The 21,398-nt window shown below is 70.7% G+C and carries 24 protein-coding genes; 11 read left to right on the plus strand and 13 right to left on the minus strand.

All coding sequences use genetic code 11. The annotated features are described in order from the left end of the window. The first annotated feature begins 153 nt into the window (after nt 1-153). The 3 genes from KCH48_RS29405 (at nt 154) to KCH48_RS29415 (ending at nt 3,098) form a co-directional block, all read left to right on the plus strand. Entirely contained in the window at nt 154-627 is a 474-nt protein-coding gene (locus KCH48_RS29405) for a hypothetical protein (protein WP_246886065.1), read from the plus strand. Between the two features lie 35 nt (nt 628-662). Continuing rightward, entirely contained in the window at nt 663-824 is a 162-nt protein-coding gene (locus KCH48_RS29410; protein ID WP_210577933.1) for a hypothetical protein, read from the plus strand. 243 nt (nt 825-1,067) lie between these two features. Further along, a complete protein-coding gene (locus KCH48_RS29415) occupies nt 1,068-3,098 on the plus strand; it encodes an ATP-binding protein (protein WP_210577934.1) in 2,031 nt (676 codons plus the stop codon). 6 nt (nt 3,099-3,104) lie between these two features. Here the strand turns inward: KCH48_RS29415 and KCH48_RS29420 are convergent, their stop codons facing one another. Beyond that, complete coding sequence (locus KCH48_RS29420) at nt 3,105-4,802, minus strand: translation initiation factor 2 (RefSeq protein ID WP_246886066.1); 1,698 nt, start codon at nt 4,800-4,802, stop codon at nt 3,105-3,107. 140 nt (nt 4,803-4,942) lie between these two features. On the opposite strand from KCH48_RS29420, the gene KCH48_RS29425 reads away from it, so the two are divergent. Then, a complete protein-coding gene (locus tag KCH48_RS29425; RefSeq protein WP_210577935.1) occupies nt 4,943-5,407 on the plus strand; it encodes a hypothetical protein in 465 nt (154 codons plus the stop codon). A gap of 111 nt (nt 5,408-5,518) precedes the next feature. On the opposite strand, the gene KCH48_RS29430 is transcribed toward KCH48_RS29425, so the two are convergent. From KCH48_RS29430 to KCH48_RS29460, 7 genes are all read right to left on the minus strand, one after another. Further along, entirely contained in the window at nt 5,519-6,901 is a 1,383-nt protein-coding gene (locus KCH48_RS29430; RefSeq protein WP_246886067.1) for a nucleobase:cation symporter-2 family protein, read from the minus strand. 13 nt (nt 6,902-6,914) lie between these two features. Then, nucleotides 6,915-7,913 (minus strand): isopenicillin N synthase family oxygenase, encoded by a 999-nt coding sequence (locus KCH48_RS29435; RefSeq protein ID WP_246886068.1) that lies wholly within the window; start codon nt 7,911-7,913, stop codon nt 6,915-6,917. 332 nt (nt 7,914-8,245) lie between these two features. Beyond that, entirely contained in the window at nt 8,246-8,869 is a 624-nt protein-coding gene (locus KCH48_RS29440; protein ID WP_210577936.1) for a TetR/AcrR family transcriptional regulator, read from the minus strand. A gap of 17 nt (nt 8,870-8,886) precedes the next feature. Further along, nucleotides 8,887-9,567: a response regulator transcription factor gene (locus KCH48_RS29445; protein ID WP_210577937.1), complete on the minus strand. Its 681-nt coding sequence runs from the start codon at nt 9,565-9,567 to the stop codon at nt 8,887-8,889. A gap of 87 nt (nt 9,568-9,654) precedes the next feature. Beyond that, nucleotides 9,655-11,361 carry a sensor histidine kinase gene (locus KCH48_RS29450; RefSeq protein WP_374104725.1) on the minus strand — a complete coding sequence of 569 codons (1,707 nt, stop codon included), beginning with the start codon at nt 11,359-11,361 and terminating at the stop codon, nt 9,655-9,657. Between the two features lie 227 nt (nt 11,362-11,588). Next, nucleotides 11,589-13,277 carry a bifunctional 3'-5' exonuclease/DNA polymerase gene (locus KCH48_RS29455; RefSeq protein WP_210577938.1) on the minus strand — a complete coding sequence of 563 codons (1,689 nt, stop codon included), beginning with the start codon at nt 13,275-13,277 and terminating at the stop codon, nt 11,589-11,591. A 66-nt stretch (nt 13,278-13,343) separates the two neighbouring features. Continuing rightward, nucleotides 13,344-14,111: a Clp protease N-terminal domain-containing protein gene (locus KCH48_RS29460; RefSeq protein WP_210577939.1), complete on the minus strand. Its 768-nt coding sequence runs from the start codon at nt 14,109-14,111 to the stop codon at nt 13,344-13,346. Nucleotides 14,112-14,204: 93 nt separating this feature from the next. Here KCH48_RS29460 and KCH48_RS29465 point away from each other — a divergent pair, with 93 nt between their 5' ends. Continuing rightward, nucleotides 14,205-15,305, plus strand: coding sequence for a DUF2786 domain-containing protein (locus KCH48_RS29465; RefSeq protein WP_307840979.1), 1,101 nt, complete (start codon nt 14,205-14,207; stop codon nt 15,303-15,305). A 5-nt stretch (nt 15,306-15,310) separates the two neighbouring features. Here KCH48_RS29465 and KCH48_RS29470 read toward each other — a convergent pair whose 3' ends face one another. From KCH48_RS29470 to rpmB, 4 genes are all read right to left on the minus strand, one after another. After that, on the minus strand, nt 15,311-15,853 hold the full coding sequence (locus KCH48_RS29470) for a DUF4232 domain-containing protein (RefSeq protein ID WP_210577941.1): 543 nt from the start codon (nt 15,851-15,853) through the stop codon (nt 15,311-15,313). 95 nt (nt 15,854-15,948) lie between these two features. Beyond that, on the minus strand, nt 15,949-16,425 hold the full coding sequence (locus tag KCH48_RS29475) for a hypothetical protein (RefSeq protein WP_210577942.1): 477 nt from the start codon (nt 16,423-16,425) through the stop codon (nt 15,949-15,951). Between the two features lie 73 nt (nt 16,426-16,498). Further along, nucleotides 16,499-16,804 (minus strand): 30S ribosomal protein S14, encoded by a 306-nt coding sequence (gene rpsN / locus KCH48_RS29480; RefSeq protein WP_210577943.1) that lies wholly within the window; start codon nt 16,802-16,804, stop codon nt 16,499-16,501. Then, on the minus strand, nt 16,804-17,040 hold the full coding sequence (rpmB, locus tag KCH48_RS29485; RefSeq protein ID WP_210577944.1) for a 50S ribosomal protein L28: 237 nt from the start codon (nt 17,038-17,040) through the stop codon (nt 16,804-16,806). Before rpmB ends, rpsN begins: the two co-directional genes overlap by 1 nt. Before the next feature lie 62 nt (nt 17,041-17,102). On the opposite strand from rpmB, the gene rpmG reads away from it, so the two are divergent. The 5 genes from rpmG (at nt 17,103) to KCH48_RS29510 (ending at nt 19,595) form a co-directional block, all read left to right on the plus strand. Then, nucleotides 17,103-17,267 (plus strand): 50S ribosomal protein L33, encoded by a 165-nt coding sequence (gene rpmG, locus KCH48_RS29490; RefSeq protein ID WP_003999141.1) that lies wholly within the window; start codon nt 17,103-17,105, stop codon nt 17,265-17,267. An 8-nt stretch (nt 17,268-17,275) separates the two neighbouring features. Beyond that, complete coding sequence (locus KCH48_RS29495; RefSeq protein ID WP_210577945.1) at nt 17,276-17,524, plus strand: type B 50S ribosomal protein L31; 249 nt, start codon at nt 17,276-17,278, stop codon at nt 17,522-17,524. Next, on the plus strand, nt 17,524-18,735 hold the full coding sequence (locus KCH48_RS29500) for a GTP-binding protein (RefSeq protein WP_210577946.1): 1,212 nt from the start codon (nt 17,524-17,526) through the stop codon (nt 18,733-18,735). The genes KCH48_RS29495 and KCH48_RS29500 overlap by 1 nt, the downstream gene beginning before the upstream one ends. Before the next feature lie 6 nt (nt 18,736-18,741). Further along, a complete protein-coding gene (gene rpsR / locus KCH48_RS29505; protein ID WP_210577947.1) occupies nt 18,742-18,975 on the plus strand; it encodes a 30S ribosomal protein S18 in 234 nt (77 codons plus the stop codon). Nucleotides 18,976-19,328: 353 nt separating this feature from the next. Beyond that, nucleotides 19,329-19,595, plus strand: coding sequence for a DUF397 domain-containing protein (locus KCH48_RS29510; protein WP_210577948.1), 267 nt, complete (start codon nt 19,329-19,331; stop codon nt 19,593-19,595). 116 nt (nt 19,596-19,711) lie between these two features. On the opposite strand, the gene KCH48_RS29515 is transcribed toward KCH48_RS29510, so the two are convergent. Further along, nucleotides 19,712-20,194 (minus strand): ATP-binding protein, encoded by a 483-nt coding sequence (locus tag KCH48_RS29515; protein ID WP_246886070.1) that lies wholly within the window; start codon nt 20,192-20,194, stop codon nt 19,712-19,714. Nucleotides 20,195-20,552: 358 nt separating this feature from the next. Here KCH48_RS29515 and KCH48_RS29520 point away from each other — a divergent pair, with 358 nt between their 5' ends. Beyond that, nucleotides 20,553-21,377 carry a helix-turn-helix transcriptional regulator gene (locus KCH48_RS29520; protein ID WP_210578028.1) on the plus strand — a complete coding sequence of 275 codons (825 nt, stop codon included), beginning with the start codon at nt 20,553-20,555 and terminating at the stop codon, nt 21,375-21,377. Nucleotides 21,378-21,398 lie beyond the last annotated feature (21 nt).

Below are 21,398 nucleotides of genomic sequence, written 5' to 3' on the forward strand. Positions count from 1 at the left end.
CGTGCTGGGGGTCCGGTGCTGGATCGACTTCTTGACCTGTGTATCGGAATGCGTCGGTCAGAGGTTTGAGGTTTTGGACGATGGGCGGCCCGGGAGTTCTTGAACACTGCCTGACCTGGTGCGGTCCTGCGCCCGCCGGCAGGCGATCTGGAGATGCTCGCCATGCTGCTGGAGGGCGATCCGGCTGAGTCCGGTGGTCGGCTCGATCTGTCCACCGGAGACTGCCGGCCGACGTTCACCGAGGGCCTGGACGACGCCGGGCCCGAGGTCGAGGAGGTGGACGATCCCGAGCGATGGCTGCGTGTGCCGGCTTCGGGTTCCCGTGCCGGCTACCGAGACATGGAGCTTTTCATCGGAGGGCTCGACGATGCGGCCCTCGCCGGTGACGAGCGTGCCTGGCGCCGGTATCACCGGCTCAGCGATGAGCGGCAGCGTGGCCGGGCCAGGGCCTGGCCCGGCCGAGGAGGGCTACTTCCCGCACCTTGCCGTACCACGGCGGACCGGATGATCGAAGGACGCCGAGCCCTCACAGCACAAGGCCGAGGATGGGGGCTCGGCTGCATCTTCGGGAAGGTGTTGGTCAGCGTCGGAAGCCGCGCTCGGGGTCCCGGGCAGGTGGGTGTCTGAACGGCCCGGACCACTCCGCAGCGCGCAGGTCACCCATGCTCAGGCGCTGGTTCACGGCGCCGTCCCGGTCCGTGTTTGGTTTCGGCGTCTTCGATGAGTTCAGCGGCGCGGGCTTCACCGACGAACTGCACCACCTCGCCAAGAACGACCCCACCATTCAGCTGATCGACCTGACCCGCCTTTACCACGGCGAGTGACCGGTGACCGATGGCCGCGGTCGCGGCCCCACGGGCCACGGCCGCGAGCCGGGATGTCGTCCGGGTCGTCCGGGCAGCGTCGTGTCAGCGGCGTCGGATTCACCGATGACCTTGATCGTTTCGTGACGAACGACCTCACGATCCGAGGGAGCGGCCAGCTTCGCCTGTCGGGTCCCCACGGTCGCGGATGTCATGAACGACCGCTCTAGAGTGGGCTGTTGGACGGTGCCTGAGAGGGGTCGTATGAGGATTGAACTTCCGCCGGAACCCGTGCACTTCGTCGATCGTGAGGACGAGAGACAGCGGGCGGTTCGTGCGGTGGAGGAATGGCGGGGGCATTCGCGGCCGTTGGTGCTGTCGCTGAGAGGGCCGGCGGGGCTGGGGAAGACGGAACTGGCCCGGCTGATCGCCAGGACCTCGCTCGATCGTTTCCCCGACGGGGTGCTGTCGGTGGACCTCGACGACTTCCGGCTGGACGGCGTACTGGACCCGGGTGACGTGCTGGCGCAGCTTCTGGGCTCCCTCGATGTGGAGCCGGCTTTGCTGGAGGCGCAGTTCAAGGCGCGGTGCAGGCAGTACTGGAACAAGACCTCTCAGGCCAGGCTGGTTCTCATCCTGGACAACGCGAGATACGCCTCGGAGGTCGTCCCGCTCCTTCCGGCGTCGGGCGGGAGCCTGGTGATCGTCGCGAGCCACGGTCCGCTCCACGACCTGGAGGACGGCACCGCCGTCGACTTCCCGCTGCCTCCGCTGGCGGAACGGGCCGCGGCGGAACTGCTCGGGCTGATCGTCAGGGACCACCGGCTCGCCGAAGATCCGGAAGCCGTACGGGCGTTGGTCCGGCTGTGTGACGGTCTGCCCGCGGCGCTGCATGTCGCGGGGCGGTGGGTGCGCGCCCATCGACTGCGGCCGCTGTCCCGTCTGATCCCGGAGCTGCAAGGCGAGTTGACCGACAAGGGGGTGTCCGGCGTCGAGAGGGTCTGGGACACCGCCTACGGTCGCCTGTCCGGCCCGGCGGCGCTGCTCTACCGGCTGCTGGCGCATCATCCCGGGGCGACGTTCACCGTGGAGTCCGCCACCGCGTTGCTCGGGTCGGGGCAGGAGGCCTGCGAGGCCGCCCTCGAAGAGCTCGACAGGGCGGGGCTGCTGGACCTGCGTGTGATGCCGGGAGAGTCAGGGGAAGCGGGGGACGGGCACGGTCGGCTGCGGCTGCCCGGGCCGCTGCGCGCGCACGCTCTACGTCGGTCCCGTAGCGATGCCGAGGAAGGAGAGGTGTCCGCAGCGCGGACGAGGGTGCTGCGCTGGTACGTCCGTCAGGCCCAGCGCGCGGACCGGTTCGCTGCCGGTCGGCGGCTCGTCGTAGCGGACGTACTCGCCCCGGTGCTCGGCGCGCCTGACGTCGCTCTGGCCGATCCGGAGGAGGCCGCGGATGACGCGGACCGGGCCGCGCGCGCCGTACGCGCCGCCCGCTGGCTCCACGAGGAACGGCACGCGTTGTTCGCCTGTGCCCGTGCGGCCTACGACCACGGGCTGGACGCGGAGGTCGTGGCGCTGTCCGAGCCCGTGTGGACGTATGCGCTGGATCATCCCCATCGGGCCGATGTCGTGCAGGTCTTCCGGCTCGCGGTGGCCGCCGCGGTCCGGCACGGGCAGAACGCGGCGTGGCTGGTGCGCACCCGTTGTCAACTGGCGCGCCCTCTCTGGGAGTCGGGGGAGCTCGGCGACGCGGACCGTGAACTCGCCTCCGCCGAGGCCGCCCTCGCGCTGCTGGGCGACGACGTACGGGACCGCAAGCTGCGGGCCTCGGTGCTGGAGTTCCGGGGCATGCTGAACGGCGCGCGAGGAGAGTGGGCCGCCGCCGTGTCGGACTTCGCCCGGTCCCGCGACGTACACCTCGCGATCCCCAATCCCTACGGTGCCATGTTGCAGACCTACCGCATGGGGGAAGCCCAGCTGAAACTAGGCGAGTTGGAGACGGCGCACCGGCTTCTGGCGGAAGCGCACGCGGAGGCGGTGACGCAGCGGCGCGAGCGGATGAGCCGGCGTACGGGCTTCGCACTCGCCGGAGTTCTGACCCGCCTCGGGCACACGGACGAGGCACGACGGCTGTACGAGGAGTCGTTGGAGGGGGCGCGCAAGCGGCGTTCCGACTTCGATCAGGCGCGGGTCCATGACGCCTTGGGCCGGCTGGAGGAGGCGGCGGGGCGGGGCGATCGAGCCGCGGAACACCGTGCGGCCGCCCACGACATCCGGCGGCGCAACGGTCTGGCCTGAGCGGACCTATAGCGGCTGCCCGGTCTCCTCGTCCGTCGCGGGGCGGAGTCGTACGGCGAAGGAGCGGTCACCGATCAGGCAGGTCAGCCCGGTTGGCGCGGCGGGCCTCGCTCGATGTGCGATCAGCCAGGCGTGCACGGCCGATACCGCGACGGCCGGGTCGAGATGTGCGATCCGGCCGCCTTCGCGATGCGGCTCGACCTGGAGGGCGTACGACTGCGGATCGCCGCGGACGTCGAGCAGGCACGGGCCGGACGGCCGCACGATCGCGGCCACATGGCAGCCCGGGTACTCGGACAGGGTGTGCCGGGTCCAGCCGCCCGACGACCACGGCAGGTCGGTCGGAGCGGGGGACGCGGAGGGCGGGAGGGGGCGCTGGTAGAGCACGCCCGCGGAACGGGTGAGCGCCTCGCTCACGGCGCCGTGCTCCGCGGCCAGGTGGTGTCCGGGTGTCCCGGTGCCGAAGGGGCGACGCGCGATACGGATCCCTTCGGGGGTGATCTCGGCGTCGACGTCGAACGCCGCGGGTGCGCGGGTGGCCGGAGCGGGCGGAGGCAGGAGCCGGGCGGGGGCGTCGAAGGGCGGAGGGGACAGCCCGAGGAGAGCGTACAGTTCGGTGCGCAGTCGGCTCAGGGCCGCGCCCTGGTGCGCGAACGATGCCTGGGCGGCGGCGCGACCGGTACCCGGCCGGTACGCCTCCAGCGCTTCCGTCAGAGCGTCGGCGTCGGCGGAACCCAGCTCCGGTATCTGGCGCAGGAGTACGTCCATCGGGCTGTCCGGGATCAGTTCCGAGCCGCCCCGTCCGACGCCGACGATGGGCCGCTCCTGGGCGGCGGCGTAGTAGAGAGCGGTGGAACCGTGGTCGGTGACCAGGGCGTCGGCGGCGATCAGGACGGAGGCCCACTCCTCGTGCGCGTCCGTGAGAATCATCCCCGCGTCGAGCGCCGGGGCGAGCAGCTCGGCCAACTCGTAGCGGCCCAGCCGGCTCCGCTCGTTGGGATGGACGATGAGCGCCAACTGGTACTCGTCATAAGGCAGTTGGGTGGCGAGCCGGGCCGGCAGATCCGGGCGTCGCCGCAGGAGGGACTCCTGCCCCCAGGTCGAGACGAGTGCGAGAAGCTTGCGGTGGCCGGTGCCCAGGGCGGCACGGTAGCGGTCCCGGAGAGGGAGTGAGGCGAGGATTCGGTCCAGCGTGGGATCCCCGATCACCTTCGCCTTTCGGGCGGCCTGCGGAGCCACGGAGGACAGGCGGGCGAGCTGGTCGGGGTGCGCCAGCGCGTGCAGCGCTGTCGGCGTGGCGGTGTCCACGCGCAGCAGGTACGCCGGGTCGAGGCCGGACGCCGAATCGGCCGAACCCTCGTCCGGGATCGACTTGTTGAAGCCGGCGCCGTGCGGCAGCAGTACATGTCGGCCCTGCAGCAGACTCAGGTCGCCCTTGGGGCTCGCCGTGAGCACCAGGTCGAACGAGCGGTCGCATGCTTCGCTCCACGGCAGCGTACGACCGCCGATCGTGTCGATGGCGGACAGGACGTCGACCCCGAAGTCGGAGCCCGGAATCAGCGTGAAAAGGCGAGTGATCCGGTCGTCACCGGCGAAGACCGGGGCCACGTCGAGCAGGCGATACAGGGCCACCGCGGACCGAGCGGCAAGAAGCACAGCCCGTCGCCCGTCGCCCGTCGCCCGTCGCCCGTCGCCCGTCGCCATAATTGTCCATTTTAGCGTCGAGCGGCGGGCGGGATGTGCTGTTTTCGCAGGTAGAGGGGGTTTCCTCGGTGTCCTCCGGCGACATGATCCGATCGTACCGCGCGTTGATTGCTGTCCCTGAGGACCGAGAGGATGGCGAGATGAGTGAATGGGGAGTCGCGCTGATCGCCGCGGGATCGGCAATCGCCGGCAGCATCGTCACGGGTTGGTACGCCCGTAGTTCGGGGCTCAGGCAGGCCGAGGCGGCGCGTCACGCGGGTGACCGGCAGGCCGACGCGCTGCTCGAGTCCGTCCGGCTCACGATCCAGTCCGAGCAGGTGCAGCGCTCGCTCGCCCAACGGCGCCAGATCTACGTGGAGTTCCTCGGGGCCGCGGAAGCGAGAGTCCTGACCGAGCGCACGGGGAGGGGCGGCTCCGACGACGAGGCCCTTCTCCAGCGGGCGCTGGGCGCGGTGGTCCTGGAAGGTCCGCCCGAGGCCGCCACCGCGGCTCGGCATCTCGTCGACTGCTTGCGTCGCCATGAGTCGCCGGACGATATCGACCGGGCGAAGTCGGTCTTCGTGTCGGTGGTCCAGGGACTGCTGAACGTATCGACAGCGACCTGAGCGCTCTGTCGGTGCTTGCCGGGCACCGCACCGCTCGAAGGCCTGGGCCCGGGCGACAGCCTCGTTCGCCCGGGCGACCTTCCGCACTGCGCGATCGCCTTGGGACCCGCGCTATTGAACGTATTCCGCCGGGGTGGTGGCCGCCGGCCCAGTCTGCTTCCCAGCCCTTGCCCCTTCCCCTGCCCCAGCCCCGTCATCCGCCGTGCGTGCCGGGCGGGTCCGGTTGAAGGCCAGGTTCAGCCCGAACGCGATCAAGGTCGCGCTCGTCACCGGTGAGCCCAGCACGATGCGCACACCGTCCGGGAAACGGGAGTAGAGGTCCGGGGCCACGTCGGGTGCCATGCCCACGCCGATCGCCACGGCGACGATCAGCAGGTTGTGGGTGCCCTCGAACTCGACCTTCCGCAGTGTGCTGATACCGACGGCGGCGACCGTGGCGAACATGACCAGTCCTGCCGCGCCCACGACCGGTCCGGGCAGCCCGGCCACCACCGCTCCCAGCTTGGGAACCAGGCCCAGGACGACCAGGATGGCGCCCGCGATGGTGGCCACGTGGCGGCTGCGTACCTTGGTCATCGACACCAGGCCCACGTTCTGGGCGAAGATCGTGTCGATGAAGGCGTTCATCACTCCGCCGAGCACCCCGGACAGTCCGTCGGCGGCGAGTCCACGCGCCACGTCCGCGGTCTTCAGTTCCTTCCCGGTGAGTTCGGCGACCGCGATCAGGTCCGCGGTCGACTCGGCGAACAGGACCAGCATCACCACGCACATGGAGATGACCGCGACGGGTGGGAATTCGGGCGCACCGAAGTGAAACGGGGCGCTCACCCCGATCCAGTCGGCGCCCCGGGCGGCGGACATGTCCACCAGACCCAGCGGGACCGCGACCGCCGTACCGGCGAGCAGCCCGAGCAGGACGCCGGTCTGGGCAAGAAAGCCCCGGCCGAACCTCGCCACCAGCAGGATCACGACGACGACGAGGGCGGCGAGGGCGAGGCGCGACGGCGCCGCGTAGTCCGCCGCCTCGGGGTCGTTGCCGATGACAAGGTTGACGCCGACACCGATCAGCGCCAGGCCGACCACGGTGATCACCACTCCGCTCACCAGCGGCGGGAAGAAACGCGCCGCCTTGGCGAACGGCCAGGCGACGAGCAGGCCGAAGATCCCGGCGGCGAGCATCGAACCGTATACGGCCTGGAGCCCGTACTCACCGGCGATCAGGATCATCGGCGTCACGGCGGTGAAGGCGGCGCCGGCCATCACGGGCATGCGGACGCCGAGCACCCGCCCGACGCCCGCGCCCTGGATCATCGTGACGACGCCCGCGACCAGCAGGTCGGCGTTGATGAGCAGGGCGATGGTCGCGGCATCGAGCCCGGCGGCCGCGCCGAAGACGAGCGGCACCGTGACACAGCCCGTGTACATCACCAGAACGTGTTGGAGCCCCAGCACCGCGAGCCGCCCGAACGGCGCCCGCTGCTTCGCTGACATCATCACAACAACCCCTCTAGCGTGCGAAGTTGGCAGCGATGCGCTGCTGGATGTACTGCTCCGCCGTGATCGGCGGATACCGGCCGTCCGGACCCTCGATCACCACGTCACGGTCGGCCTGGGCGAAGAAGGCGATGCTGTAGCGGGCGCCCCGGTCGTCGCCGGGGCCCGGGGACTTGACCCGGTGGAAGTTGGACGGCAGCCGGTCGTCGCTCCACCGCATCAGCATGTCGCCGATGTTGCAGGTGATGGCGTCGGCCGAGGGCACCACGGGAGTCCACTCCTGGGCCTCGGCCTCCTTGCCCGGGCACACCTGCAGCCCGCCCTGCCCGTCCCGCTGGAAGAGCAGCGTCAGGCAGTCGAAGTCGGTGTGCGCACCGGCCCGCCACACGTTCGGGTCGTACTCGGCGTCCTCGGGGAGCGCGAAGTAGTGCAGCATCCGCAGGGTGGACTGGTAGTGCTCGCTCCGCGGGTCGTGGGCGCGCGCGAAGAAGTCGCTGTCGAAGCCCAGCTTGTCGGCGAAGCAGGACAGGACCCGCATCGCCACCTCGCGGCAGCGAGCCTCGAAGCCGAGGGCGCGCGGCCGGAATTCGGGCAGGACGTCGTCGGGCCAGAGCCCCTCCATGTGCGGGCGGGTGACCTGGTACGACTCCTTCTGGTCCGGTGTCCCGACGGACGGCCTGACCTGGGTCATGGACTCCCAGCCGGAGTTGAGGCCCTTCTTCAGCCCGTGCCGGGCCTTGTGGGCCTCGGGCAGCGCGAAGAACCCCTCGGCGTTCGTGAACGCCTCGTCCACCAGGGCCTGATCGATGCCGTGGTTGACCAGCTGGAAGAACCCGATGTCCGTGGCCGCCGCCCACAGCTCCTCGGTGATCTCGGCCTTGCGGGCCTCGAAGTCGGAGAGGTCGATGCGGCGGATCTCCCGCGCCGTGGTCTCGGTTCCGGCCCCGCCCATGCGGGTTTCCTTGTCGAGTTCGGCGAGGCCGTACGTCGTCATGTCAGTCATGTCAGTCATCGCGGCAAGTACTCCTGCGTACGTCGGAGTGGTGTTCTCCGAAGTCCTACGAGGTGCAGTCACCGCCCCTGCACCCCCACCGCGGACACACAGAGGTCCGCGGGCACGGTCGGCCTCGGACCCGTTCGTGGGTCCGGCGCCGTGGACTGGCATACGCCCCGTCGACCGGGGCCATGCGCGATGGAGCCAGCGTGACGGCGACGTGTTTCGTCCGGGGGACCAGTTCTGTTACTGCGACAGCACGTCCACGAGGAACGCCACGGGAGGGCGGGCACTACGCCTCTCACACACTGGAAGGCACGCGTAGGCCCCGTCGAAACTCCGCCCCGCCGTCAGCTCGTAGGCAAGGTCATGAGCTCCAGTCGGCCACCGGCGAGCGCGACGACAGCGGAGACCAGAGCCCGCAGACAGGTGAGCTCGGCCTCCTCGTCGGGCAGTGAGAGATGCTGCACAGCGAGGCCGTCGAAGCCGGCCAGGAAGAACCGGGCGATGATCTCCGCCGGCTGGGCGAGCCGGTGACCGCTGCGCTCGGCCGCCTCGGTCACCAGCCTCGTCGTCACCGCCGCCACCTCGCGGGAGTGGCCCTCAAGGGTCTCCTGCAGCCGAGGTGTCCGGAGCGCGAACATGGACAGTTCGGTGAGCAGCTGGTGCGTGGCGGGCTGCTCGCGCACGGTCTGCCACAGGGCGGCGGCGAATGCCGCGACCGTCTCCTCGAAGCCGGCGTCCGCTTGCGCCGCCCCTTCGACCTGTGCGACCAGATCATGGGTGAGCTGCTCCATGACGGCCCGGTACAGATCTTCCTTCGTACCGAAGGTGTAGTGCACCGTTGCCTGGGCCACGCCCAGCTCGGCCGCGATGGCGCGGGTGCTTCCGGCAGCCACGCCCTCCCTCGTCATGAGGTCGATGGCGGCCTTGATCAGCTGCGGGCGGCGCTCTGCCGCGGAAACGTGAGCCATGGAGGCATCATAACGACTTAGTCCAATGAGTAAGTCGTTCGATCAAGTGGGCCCAACCCCGCATCCCGCGCCAGCAGCGCCGCCTGTACCCGGTTCTCGCACTGCAGCTTCGTCAGGATCCGGCTGACGTACGTCTTCACTGTCGCCTCGCTGACATGGATCCGCTGACCCGCGTCGGCGTTCGAGAGTCCCTCGCCGAGGAGCGCGAGGACCTCCAACTCCCGTTCGCTGAGCGACTGCAGGCGTCGCCGTGCCTCCTCCGCGCGTGCCGCCGCCGGGCCCGAGGCGAGTGAGTCGACGACGTGGCGGGTGGCGCCGGGGGAGAGGTATGCGTCCCCGGCCGCCGCAGCCCGTACCGCTTGGATCAGCTCGCCCGGTGCCGAGTCCTTCAGAAGGAATCCCGCGCCGCCGTGGCTCAGTGCGCGCAGGACGTTCTCGCGTTCGCCGAACGTCGTGAGGATCAGCGGGCGTACGGACGGCGCGACCCGCCGTAGCTCGGCCAGGGCACTCAGCCCGTCCAGCACCGGCATCTGGATGTCGAGCAGGGCCACGTCGACGGCGTGGGCCCGGACCAGGTCGACCGCCTCGCGGCCGTTGCCGGCCTCCGCCACGACGTCGATGTCGTCGGCGGAGGTGAGGATCATCCTGATGCCCGCCCGGATGAGCGGTTCGTCATCCGCGACGAGGACCCTGATCACAGCTCTCCCGCAAGGCATTCGGTAGGGACGGGACGTGAGGACGCCCCACGCCCCCACCTTACTCACGCCCCAAGAGCCGCCGTACGCCTACGACTTGACCGTGTACGACTGCTTCTCGATCAGCTTCCCGTCCCTGAAGCAGAACCGGAAGAGCGGCTCGTCGTCCAGGTTGTCCGGTATCTCCGTCGACAGGAGGACCAGGCAGTCCGCGCCCTTCGGCCTCGCGGGCCCCTTGTCGCGCAGGCCGTCGGTCAGGAACGACTCGCCGTCCGGCAGCTTGCCTCGTACGGCGGTCTCGGTGTCGCCGACCTTCACGGACTTGTAGACGGACGGTTCGATCATGGCCTTGTCGCTCTCGTCCCACAGTTTGGCGATGCCCCAGACGGCGAGCGCCCCGAGACCGACGATGATCACGAGTGCGGCGCCGCACCCGATCGCGATGCCCTTCTTCTTGCTTCCCATGGCGAGGTCGAGCTCCTTCTGCTTCTCCGGCGGGCCGGACCAGTCGATGACCGCTCCACCGTCGCCGGGCCGCGCCCCCTCGCTCTGCCCCCGGAAGTCGTTCGTCGCTTCGACGAACGTCGTCACTTGCGCCACCGAACCCGCCCGCTCCGCGCTCCCGTACGGCAGCACGCCCGCGACCCGGAACCCCCCGCCCGCCGCCGGCCCGGCATGCACCATGCCGCCGACCAGCCGGGCCCGTTCCTGCAGCCCGGTCAGCCCCTGCCCGCCGCTCACCACGAGCCGCCGCCCGCCATCCCCCGCCGCGGGCACCGGCCCGTTGGCGACCTCGACCACCAGCGAGTCCGGCTCGTACCGCAGCTCTACGACGATCGGGGCGCCCGGCGCGTGCTTCAGCGCGTTGGTCAGCGCCTCCTGCACGATCCGGTACGCCGCATGGTCCGCGGCGGGTGCCGGCGACCGCTCCTCGCCCGCCCGCCGCAGCGCTACGTCCGCCCCCGCGCCCCGCGACGCCTCCACCAGGCCGTCGATCCCCGCCACACCCCGGGCCGCGGGCGCCGTCTCGCTCTCGTGCTCCTGCGTGTGCGTACCGTCGCGCAGGATGCCGACGGCCTCACGCAGCTCGTGCATCGCCGCCACGGACGCGTCGCGCAGCACCCCGACGGCCTCGCGCTGCCGGTCCGTCAGCTTCCGGTCGACCTCCAGCGCGCCGGTGTGCACGGCGATCAGCGCCAGCTGGTGGCCGAGGCTGTCGTGCATGTCCTGGGCTATCCGCTGGCGCTCCCGCAGGCGGGCATGGGAGGCGATGATCTCGCGTTCCCGCAGCAGTTGGGCGTTGTGCTCGTGCAACGCGTGCATGAGGGTGCGGCGTTGGGTGCGGTAGCGGGCGGCGAGGCCGGGCACGACGGTCATCGCCAGGAACGTGAGCGTGCTGAACAGCAGCGTCGGCACCGCGGAGAGGACGGATGCGCCCTGGGAGACGGTCAGCGCCGCATAGAGGACGTACGACACCGTGAACGCCGCCAGCGCCCGCCGCGGTGCCTTGATCCTCGGGCCCGCCGACCAACCCGCGACCGTCAACAGGGCCCAGAAACCGACGAGTACACCGGCGAGCGCGCCCGCGAGGACGAGCACGCTCGCCGGGAACACCCGCCGCAGCAGGGACATCGCGGCGGCGCCCAGCGCCACGGCGACCGTCGCCGCCGGGCCGTCGTCCAGTACGCCCATCGTCGCCGACAGGGCCAGCACCAGGGCGAGGACCGTCTCGCCGACGATCCGCCGTCGGGACCACATCCCCGGCACGACCAGTCGTTTCCAGCCGTCACGGGCCATCGTCGTCACATTCACACGGCAAAGGTAGGTGTCGACGACCTTGCCCACAGCATCCCTTCGTCGCACCCGCGTCCGACGAAAGTCGCACCGCCGTCCGCTGCCCGGACTCCAGCCAATTGGCCGTCGGTTGTCTGCGGGTTCGTCGTGGCTGGTCGCGCCCACGCGGCGGAGCCGCATATCGACACAGCCCCGCGTCCCTGACGCGGCGCGATACCGCCCCGCGCTGATTACTTCGCGTCCGCATAACACTCCACCACCGCCGTCGTGAACGGAAACCGCACCGGCGTCTCACCGAACGTCAGCCGGCCCGCGAGGTCCGATGCCTCCCGGATCGCCGCCACGACCGTTTCGGCCTCCTCCTCGGGACAGTGGACGATCACCTCGTCGTGCTGGAAGAAGACCAGTTCCGCGGCCATGCCCGCGCAGGCCTGTCGGAGGGCGGCGAGGAGCAGCAGGGTCCAGTCGGCGGCGCTGCCCTGGACGACGAAGTTGCGGGCGAAGCGGCCGCGGGCGCGGGCGTTGGTGGAGGCGTAGCCCGGCACCCAGGCGTCGTCGCCGGGCGGTGCGTCGGCCGGATCGTCCTGCGGAATCCCCGCCTCCTCCGCGTCGCTCGCTCCGGCCGCCGGCGGACACGTACGCCCGAGCCAGGTCCGTACGAGCCGCCCCTCCTCGCCCTCCCGCGCCGCGTCGTCGACGTACGCCACCGCCTTGGGGAAGCGGCGTCTGAGGGCGGCGAGGTTCTTCAGGCCGTCGCCGGACGTCTGCCCGTACACCGCTCCGAGGACGGCGAGCTTGGCCTGGGCGCGGTCTCCGGAGAAGGCGCGGTCGGAGACGGACTGGTACAGGTCGGTCTCCCTGCCCGCCACCTCCATCAGCCCGGGGTCGCGGGAGATGGCCGCGAGGACGCGCGGCTCCATCTGGTCGGCGTCGGCGACGACCAGCCGCCAGCCGGGGTCGGCGACCACCGCGCGCCGGATGATCTTGGGGATCTGCAACGCGCCCCCGCCGTTGGTCACCCAGCGGCCGGTGACGGTCCCGCCCGCGAGGAACTCGGGCCGGAACCGGCCGTCCCGGACCCAGTCCTGCAGCCAGGACCAGCCGTGCGCCACCCAGATGCGGTACAGCTTCTTGTACTCGATCAGTGGCTTCACGGCCGGGTGGTCGACGGACTCGATCTCCCAGCGGCGGGTCGATCTGACCTTGATCCCGGCCTGCGCGAAGGCCTTGATCACGTCGGCCGGCAGATCGGGCCGCACCCGGCGCCCGAACGCGGCCGACACCTCGTCCGCCAGCTCCGCCAGCCGCCGCGGCTCCCCGCCGCCCGCATACCGCTCGCCGAGCAGTTCGTGCAGCACCCGGCGGTGGACGTCGGCGCTCCAGGGCAGACCCGCCCGGTTCATCTCGGCGGCGACCAGCATCCCCGCCGACTCGGCGGCCGTCAGCAGCCGCATCCGCCCCGGATGCGCCGCCCGGTCGTGCCGGCGCTGCTGCTCGGCGTAGACCTCGATGAGATCGGCCAGCGGTACGTGCGCGGACTGGGGCTCGAAGAGGGGTGACTGGGCGGCGGGTTCGGCCGAGCGCTGGGGCGGATCCGGCGGTACCGGGCCGCGGCGCAGCCGGGCCAGGGCGGCGGCCGCCGAGCGGGGTTCGCCGGACCGCCCCTCGTGGCCGAGCAGGAGGGTCTCGGCGTCCTCGATGTCGTAGCACCGCTCGACTCGCACCCCCGTGGCGAGCAGACGCGGATAGACCTCGGCGGTGGAACGCCAGACCCAGCGCGTGACCTCCGGCCGGCCGCGCACCGCCGCGGCCAGGTCCGGCTCCCGCACGACCGGTCCGGCGGGCAGCCCGTCCGGGCCGAGGGGGGCGAGCTCGGCGCCACCGTCCTCGGCCGGAGCGAGCGCCCACCGATCGGTCATGCTGCGAGTGTGGCACCCGGGTCTGACAACGCCCTCAGCCTCGCGTTTTCCCGACTAGGAGCCTGACTAGGAGCCCTTCTCGGAGGACTCCTCGGCGGCTTTCTTGGTGGTCTCCTCCCCACTCTTCAGGAACTGGGAGAGCAGCCCGACGATGTACTCCTCCATCGCCTGCTTGGTGAGTCCGAGGCCGGACAGGACACCCGTGCCGTTCTCAAACTCCAGCAGGGCCAGCAGGATGTGCTCGGTGCCGATGTAGTTGTGGCCGAGGCGCAGGGCCTCGCGGAAGGTGAGCTCCAGGACCTTCTTGGCGTCGGAGCCGTAGGGGACGAGGTCGGGGACCTTGTCCGCGGCGGGCGGCAGCGCGGCAGTGGCGGCCTGGCGCACGGAGTCCAGCGGGATGCCGTGCGCCGTGATCGCCTTCGCGGCCAGACCGTCCGGGTCGGCCAGCAGACCGAGCACCAGGTGCGCGGGGCGGCCCTCGGGGTTGCGGGCCGCGACGGCCTCGTTGTGGGCGGCCATCACCGCGTTGCGGGCACGCGCCGTGTAGCGGCCGAAGCCCGCCTGCGGGTCGAAGTCGGCCGACTCCTTCGGTACGAAGCGCTTCTGCGCGGCCTGCCGGGTGACGCCCATGCTCCTGCCGATGTCCGTCCAGGAGGCGCCCGATCGCCGGGCCTGGTCCACGAAGTGGCCGATCAGATGGTCGGCCACCTCCCCGAGGTGATCACCGGCGATCACCGCGTCCTGGAGCTGGTCGAGGGGCTCGTCGTGGACCTTCTTGATGGCCTCGATGAGTTCGTCGAGACGTACGGATGACGTGGTCGGGTTCGTCGACATGTGTCAACCGTAGGTTGCGCCCCTCAGGGTGTCAACCCCGGGTTGACACCCTGTGTGCGTCCACGCGCGCGTGCCCCATGGCACGATCGCCGGGTGAGCAGCAGCACCGTCGAACGCGCCTTCCAGGCCGCCCTGTACGGCGACACCGACACCGCCCTCGACACCGGCGCGTCCCTCCTCGCCGCCGACCCGAGCGCGGACGCCGAACTCGCCCGCCGCGGCCGGGAGTTCGTGGCGACGGCCTGGCGACGCGGCTGGCAGCCCGCCGACGTCGTACGGATCGTGCGGCGCGAGCTGGACGACGTACACGTACGCCTCGTATCGGCCCTCATCCGCGCGCAGATGTCGTACGACCGACCGCGCGGCCCCCGCTGGACCGCGCAGCTCGACGAACTGACCGCCGAAGCCCCGCCCGCCACCGACCGCTTCTCGCACGCGACAGCCGTCCTGGAGCTGTACCGGCTGCTGCTGCGCCTGCCCGCGCTGGAGCCCCTGGACGAGCCGGCCGGCAGGCACCCCAAGTCCGAGTCCCGCATGCTCACCCGCATCCGCGCCCTGCTGGCGAAGGCGGAGGCGACCGGCTTCCCGGAGGAGGCGGAGGCGCTCAGCGCCAAGGCGCAGGAGCTGATGGCGCGGCACAGCATCGACGAGGCGCTGCTGGCGGGCCGGGCGTCCACCGGGGACGTGCCCGGCGCCTGCCGGATCGGGGTCGAGCCGCCGTACGAGCAGGCCAAGGCGGTGCTGCTGGACGCGGTCGCCACCGCCAACCACTGCCGGGCCGTGTGGAACGAACCCCTCGGCTTCTCCACCGTGGTCGGCTTCGAACCCGACCTGGAGGCCGTCGAACTCCTCTACACCTCACTGCTGGTGCAGGCGCAGACCGCGATGACGAAGGCGGAGGCCGCCCAGCGCGCGGGCGGACGCAGGCGGACCAAGACCTTCCGGCAGTCCTTCCTCGCGGCCTACGCCCACCGTGTCGGCACCCGCCTCGCAGCCGCCGCCGAGACCCAGGTGACCGGCGATCTGCTCCCGGTCCTCGCCTCCCGTGAACTCGCCGTCACCGGCCGCCTGGACCGCATGTTCCCGGAGACGACCACGACCCGGCTGCGCGGGGTCACGGACGCGGCGGGCTGGACGGAAGGGGCTGAGGCGGCGGACCGGGCGCAGGTCGGCCGCCGGAAGCCGCTGCGCTGAGCCTCTCAGTCGCCCGTCTGCTGGAACCCGCTGAGCGAGGCGTCCGGCACGTCACCGCTCTTGAGGGCGACATCGCCGTACTCCCAAGGGAAATCGCGAGGGCTGGTGTCGCCGGGCAGGTAGATCTTCAGCGTCTTCGCGGCGAGGCTCTTCGCCCCGCCTTCCTCGCCCCGCACATAGGTGAGCGTGAAGGACACCTCGGCGTCCTTGGCGAGCGTGAGTTTCTGGGGCTTCGCGGCCTTGTCCACGGGGACCTTGCCGACGGTGTCTCCGGTGTCCACGCTGGCGGCGGGCAGGCCGTCCACGGTGCACTCGGCGTCGCGGTTGATGACCGTGACGGCGAGGTTGCCGGTGTCTCCGACGGCGGGTGCGCTGTTGGCGGGCCCCAGGTGCATGGCGACGTTGTGCATCTTGCACGGCTCACCGGGTTTTGTGCTCTGCGTGACTTCCCGCTCCTCGGCGCTGCTGTTGCTGCTGCCGCCGCTGTCGCAGGCGGTCAGCAGCAGGGCCGCGGCGAGGGCGGTGACGGCGAGAGGTGTGGCGCGCATGGGCTTCCTCGGGGGCGTGGGCGGTCGCGTGCATGGATCATCACGCATGAGGGTGGACCGCGGTTGCGGACCCCCGCTCACCGAGGTGCCGGTGATCAGCCCAGGCTCGCCGTGGGCAGCCCCGAAGGCAGCTGCCCGCCCTCCGCCTTGATGTACGTCTCCGCGCCGAGCCCGTCCTCCCACGTCACCTTGAGCGTCTTCCCGTCGACCGAGTCGACCATCCCCGTCGCCCGGTCCTTGCTGCCGTCGGTGCACTTGAGGTGGATCATCCGCATGCCGGACTCCTCGCCCGCGGTCCCGCTGCACACGGTCCCGCCGGTCGCGAAGAGCCCGGCCTCCGTACCGGTGACGACCAGCGCGACGGCCTTGCCGTCGGTCGTGGCGAGCCAGCTGCCCGCCAGATCGCCGGACGCGGACGCCGACCCGCCGGTGCCACCGCCCGTGTCCGCCGTCTCGGTCGAGGAGGCGGAGGCGCTGGGGCTCGGCGCGGAGTCGTCGTCCGAGCCGCCACCGCAGGCGGTCAGCACCAGCGCGCTCACCACGCCGGCGACCGCGAGTCGCACGTTCGTCACCGAAGTCACTGCTGGCTCCCAAGCTCTGGCCGGAAGGTTCGCAGCAAGCTACCAGTACTTGCCAGTAGGGGACTTACCAGGAGGACTTCCGGACCCCCGGCAGGTACCCCGCGTGCGCCTGTCCACGCAGGTTCACCCGGGACAGCCCGAAGGCGCGGAAGTAGCCGCGGGGCCGCCCGTCGACGCTGTCGCGGTTGCGTACGCGGGTGGCGCTGGCGTCGCGCGGCTGCCGGCGCAACTCCTCCTGGGCGGCGAGGCGTTCGGCCTCCGTCGAGGACGGCCGGCGGATGATCTCCTTCAGCTCGGCCCGGCGCTCGGCGTACCGCGCGACGATCACCTGCCGCTTCTCGTTCTTCGCGATCTTGCTCTTCTTCGCCATCAGACCTTCACTCCCCGGGCGCGGATCCGGGCCACGGCCGCCTCGATGCCGATCGTGTCGATGGTCTTGATGCCCTTCGTGCTCAGCTTCAGCCGGACGTAACGGCCCTCGCTGGGCAGCCAGTAGCGCTTGGACTGGATGTTCGGGTCGAAGCGGCGGGAGGTCCGCCGGTGCGAGTGGGAGATCGTGTTGCCGAAGCCCGGCTGGGCCCCGGTCAGCATGCAGTGGGCGGACAAGGGTGACGCACCTCTCTCGACGGTGTTGTGTAAATGGAATTCATTTTCAGTAAGATACCAGCATGGCACGCAACGAACTCCGACCGGTCATCAAGCTCCGGTCCACGGCGGGGACCGGCTACACCTACGTGACCCGCAAGAACCGCCGCAACGACCCGGACCGTATGACCCTGCGCAAGTACGACCCGGTCGTCGGCCGTCACGTCGACTTCCGAGAGGAGCGCTGAACCACCCCATGCGCAAGGAAATCCACCCCGAGTACGGCCCCGTCGTCTTCCGTGACCGTGCCGCGAACTACGCCTTCCTCACTCGCTCCACGATGACCAGCGAGAAGACCGTCGAGTGGGAGGACGGCAACACCTACCCGGTCGTCGACGTCGAGATCTCGAACGTCAGCCACCCCTTCTACACCGGCACCGCCCGCGTCCTGGACACCGCAGGCCGCGTCGAGCGCTTCGAGCGCCGGTACGGAAAGCAGGGCTGATGCTCTCCGTCGTCATCGTCGGCGGGCTGCATGCCGACGCCCGCAAGGAGACCGTGGAGCGGTTGCTCACCGACGTGCCCGGCAGCGTCGTACTCCATCACGACCTGGCGACAGCCGTCGCCGGCACGGTCGTGCGGACCGTGCGCGACGCCACCGGCATCCTGTCCGCCGGTGAGGCCCCGCTGGTCAACGACTGCGCGTGCTGCGCGCTGCGGGAAGACCTGGTGCCCGAACTGCTGCGCCTGCGCGACGCCGGAACGGTCCGGCTCGCGATCGTCGAGCTGTGGGACTCCGTCGAGCCCAAGGCCATGGCCGAGGTGGTCACCGGCGGCGGGCTCACCGTCACCGGCGTGATCACCGCGGTCGACCCGGCGCTCCTGCTGCCGTATCTCGGCAACGGCGACGACCTGGCGGAGGGCGGCCTCGCCGCGGCGGCCACCGACCAGCGCACGGTCGCCGACACCTTCGCGCGACAGCTGGAGTACGCCCCCGTCCTCGCCCTCGTCGACTCCCCGGAGGCCGACGACGAGGACCGCGAGCTGCTCGCCCAGCTGCACCCGACGGCCCGTCAGGTCCCGGTCGGCCACGGTGACCTGGCGGGCGCTCAGGGCGATCTCGCGCCGGACGCGGCCGACGACGGCCTGACGGTGCCCGCCCCGCGCCGCGGGCCACTGACGCCGCTCGCGCAGGCGGCCCTGGCCGGCTTCGATGTCGAGTCTGCCGCCGCCGCCCAGCACCCCGCGTGCGCGCTGCTGCCCGCCGACGCGGACGCGCACGGCGTCTCCACGCTGGTCTGGCACCGCCGCCGGCCCTTCCACCCGGAGCGGCTGTATGCGGCGCTGGAGGACCTGACCTGCGCGGCGGCCCGCAGCCGTGGCCGGTTCTGGCTCGCCGACAAGCCGGACACGCTGCTGCACTGGGACGCGGCGGGCGGCGCGCTGTGCGTGGAGAGCGCGGGCCCCTGGCTCGCCGCGCTGCCGGACGCGGCCTGGGAGATGGTGCCGCCGGTGCGCCGCGCCGCCGCCGCGATGGACTGGCATCCGGAGCACGGCGACTGCTGCCAGCACCTGGTCTTCACGTCCCCCGGCCTCGACCGCGACGGACTTCAGGAGCTGCTGGAGTCCTGCCTGCTCACCGACGCCGAGTACGCCGCCGGGCGCGACGCCTGGAAGCGGCTGCCGCCCGCCTTCGACACCCTCCTGGAGGTCTGACCCCCCATGGCCCGCAAGCCCGAACGCAAGCCCGCCAAGAACCGCCCCAACCCGCTGGACCAGGCCAAGGTCGAGTACATCGACTACAAGGACACCGACCTGCTGCGGAAGTTCATCTCCGACCGCGGCAAGATCCGCAGCCGCCGCGTCACCCGAGTCTCCGCCCAGCAGCAGCGCCTGCTGGCCCGCGCGATCAAGAACGCGCGCGAGATGGCACTGCTGCCTTACGTGAGCCGCTGAGGCTTCGCGCTCCCCTCAGGACACCGCCGGGCCGTGGTGACACCCGGCGCCGACGCGGGGCCTGCTCTCCCCGGCAGGCCCCGTTCTGCTCGTGCATTGGCACGATCCCCCGGCCGATGGAACAGGAATGGCGTGGAACGCGTCTGTTCCTAGGACACGAGGAATCCGATCCGGTCCCCGGGGCAGACGCTGGAGAGCTTCGGCAAAGGGGCCGCCCAAGCTGTAACCGCAGGACCACCGCGCGTGCACGTGCATCTGCCCATGCATCTGCACAGGAACACGGTTATGATCCGGGTCAAGTTGACCACTGCATCAATGGCCTCACCAGCCAGTGCACCACCGGGGAGCGACCTGTGGACCACGACGTGTACGACGTTGCCGACGCGTCCGGCGTGTACAACGGCATGGCCGCCGCCCAACTGCGGGTGGCCTGGCAGAAGAGCAGGCACAGCAACTCGCAGGGCTCCTGCGTGGAGTTCGCGCGGCTGCCCGGCGGCGAGGTCGCCGTGCGCAACTCGCGCTTCCCGGACGGTCCCGCACTCGTCTACACGCGTGCGGAGATCGAGGCGATGCTGCTGGGCATCAAGGACGGCGAGTTCGACCACTTGATAGCGGGCTGAGACCCGGTCCAGGCAGCGGACCGGGAACCGGCCGGCCAGGCGGAAACTGACCGTGCTCGTCCCCTGGCTTTGCGTAACGCGCGTAGAACCGCGGCCCCAGAAAGGGCCGCGGCGGATCACTCGGCCGCGCTCGGCGCCGACAGCAGGAACAGCGCCCAGACGACCTTGCCGCCCATGGTGCCGGCCAGCGGATGCCAGCCCCAGCTGTCGCTGAACGAGTCCACCAGGAACAGGCCGCGGCCGGACTCCGCCGAGAAGTCGTCCGAATCGCGCGCGACCGGGCTGTCGTCACTGGGATCACGCACCGCGCACACCAGCCGCTCGGTCCAGCGCATCAGATGCAGCCGCACGGGCGGTATCTGCTCCGTGACGCAGGCGGGCCCCGGCAGCGCGTGACGCAGGGAGTTGGTGACCAGTTCGGAGACGACCAGGCACACGTCGTCGAAGCGGTCGCTCAGTTCCCACTGGTCGAGCGTTCTGCGGGTGAACTGCCGCGCCTCGCGCACCGCTTCGTAGCGGGCGGGCAGGGCACAGGAGGCGGCGTTGGACACGGCCGCGGGATCCAGCGGCGGAAGGCCCTGCCGTAACGGCTCGAGCATGGTCGATCCATTCGTCCCCATGCGAGGCACTCCCGGGAATCGCGGTCGTTGCGATGCAGATGCAGCGGTGGCGCGGGACCATGGTTTCGGATGCGCCAACCAGATGCAAGGGCAGATGCACGTGCACGCGACCGAATTGGACCCTCCCGTACCGCTTCTTGGTCATTTTTTCTGCCCACTTCCCTCCTCTTGGTGGCCCCTCACCCCTTGAACCCGAGTGGAATCTTTGGCTTCTTTCCATCTCTGTAATCGGACGAGTACTGCTCGGAGTGTTTTAGTGGCAGACTTCGGGCCCTGAAGACGGTTGGGGAGGCTGGCGAACGTGAGCGCGGGAGAGCCCGGATCGGTGGTGCGGCGGATGCTGCTCGGCTCGCAACTCAGGCGACTGCGTGAGACGCGTGGCATCACGCGCGAGGCCGCGGGGTATTCCATCCGTGCCTCCGAGTCGAAGATCAGCCGGATGGAGCTGGGCCGGGTGAGCTTCAAGACGCGGGACGTCGAGGATCTGCTGACGCTGTACGGCATCACGGACGAGTCGGAGCGCACCTCGCTGCTCTCACTCGCCAGGGAGGCCAACGTGGCGGGCTGGTGGCACAGTTACTCGGACGTCCTGCCGAGCTGGTTCCCCACCTATGTGGGCCTGGAGGGCGCGTGTTCCCTCATCCGCGCCTACGAGGTGCAGTTCGTGCACGGACTGCTGCAGACCGAGGCATACGCCCGCGCGGTCGTCCGGCGCGGCATGAAGGGCGCGAGCGAGGCGGACGTGGAGCGGCGGGTGGCGCTGCGCCTGGAGCGGCAGAAGTACCTCGTCGACGAGAGCGGCCCCGAGTTCCACATCGTCCTCGACGAGGCCGCCCTGCGCCGGCCGTACGGCGACCGCGAGGTGATGCGCGGTCAGCTCCAGCACCTCATCGAGGTCTCCGAGCGGCCCAACGTACGACTGCAGATCATGCCGTTCAGCTTCGGCGGCCACTCCGGCGAGTCCGGCGCGTTCACGATCCTGTCCTTCCCGGAGTCCGACCTGTCGGACGTCGTCTACCTGGAGCAGCTCACCAGCGCGCTGTACCTCGACAAGCACGAGGACGTGGCCCAGTACGAGAAGGCGCTGAAGGAACTTCAGCAGGACAGCCCGGGGCCCGGCGAGAGCCGCGATCTTCTCCGGGGTCTCCTTCAACTCTCTTGAAACACAAGTACGATGACTTGT

The sequence above is a fragment of the Streptomyces sp. GESEQ-4 genome (genome assembly GCF_017948455.1).
Lineage (GTDB): Bacteria > Actinomycetota > Actinomycetes > Streptomycetales > Streptomycetaceae > Streptomyces.

Coding starts and splice junctions, on each gene's coding strand:
- rpsR (WP_210577947.1), top strand. CDS start 18,742: ATGGCCCGCAAGCCCGAACGCAAGCCCGCCAAGAACCGCCCCAACCCG.
- KCH48_RS29430 (WP_246886067.1), bottom strand. CDS start 6,901: ATGATGTCAGCGAAGCAGCGGGCGCCGTTCGGGCGGCTCGCGGTGCTG.
- KCH48_RS29455 (WP_210577938.1), bottom strand. CDS start 13,277: ATGACCGATCGGTGGGCGCTCGCTCCGGCCGAGGACGGTGGCGCCGAG.
- KCH48_RS29450 (WP_374104725.1), bottom strand. CDS start 11,361: ATGGCCCGTGACGGCTGGAAACGACTGGTCGTGCCGGGGATGTGGTCC.
- KCH48_RS29410 (WP_210577933.1), top strand. CDS start 663: ATGCTCAGGCGCTGGTTCACGGCGCCGTCCCGGTCCGTGTTTGGTTTC.
- KCH48_RS29515 (WP_246886070.1), bottom strand. CDS start 20,194: ATGCTCGAGCCGTTACGGCAGGGCCTTCCGCCGCTGGATCCCGCGGCC.
- KCH48_RS29470 (WP_210577941.1), bottom strand. CDS start 15,853: ATGCGCGCCACACCTCTCGCCGTCACCGCCCTCGCCGCGGCCCTGCTG.
- KCH48_RS29435 (WP_246886068.1), bottom strand. CDS start 7,913: ATGACTGACATGACTGACATGACGACGTACGGCCTCGCCGAACTCGAC.
- KCH48_RS29415 (WP_210577934.1), top strand. CDS start 1,068: ATGAGGATTGAACTTCCGCCGGAACCCGTGCACTTCGTCGATCGTGAG.
- KCH48_RS29440 (WP_210577936.1), bottom strand. CDS start 8,869: ATGGCTCACGTTTCCGCGGCAGAGCGCCGCCCGCAGCTGATCAAGGCC.
- KCH48_RS29495 (WP_210577945.1), top strand. CDS start 17,276: ATGCGCAAGGAAATCCACCCCGAGTACGGCCCCGTCGTCTTCCGTGAC.
- KCH48_RS29405 (WP_246886065.1), top strand. CDS start 154: ATGCTCGCCATGCTGCTGGAGGGCGATCCGGCTGAGTCCGGTGGTCGG.
- KCH48_RS29520 (WP_210578028.1), top strand. CDS start 20,553: ATGCTGCTCGGCTCGCAACTCAGGCGACTGCGTGAGACGCGTGGCATC.
- KCH48_RS29500 (WP_210577946.1), top strand. CDS start 17,524: ATGCTCTCCGTCGTCATCGTCGGCGGGCTGCATGCCGACGCCCGCAAG.
- rpsN (WP_210577943.1), bottom strand. CDS start 16,804: ATGGCGAAGAAGAGCAAGATCGCGAAGAACGAGAAGCGGCAGGTGATC.
- KCH48_RS29460 (WP_210577939.1), bottom strand. CDS start 14,111: ATGTCGACGAACCCGACCACGTCATCCGTACGTCTCGACGAACTCATC.
- rpmG (WP_003999141.1), top strand. CDS start 17,103: ATGGCACGCAACGAACTCCGACCGGTCATCAAGCTCCGGTCCACGGCG.
- KCH48_RS29420 (WP_246886066.1), bottom strand. CDS start 4,802: ATGGCGACGGGCGACGGGCGACGGGCGACGGGCGACGGGCGACGGGCT.
- KCH48_RS29425 (WP_210577935.1), top strand. CDS start 4,943: ATGAGTGAATGGGGAGTCGCGCTGATCGCCGCGGGATCGGCAATCGCC.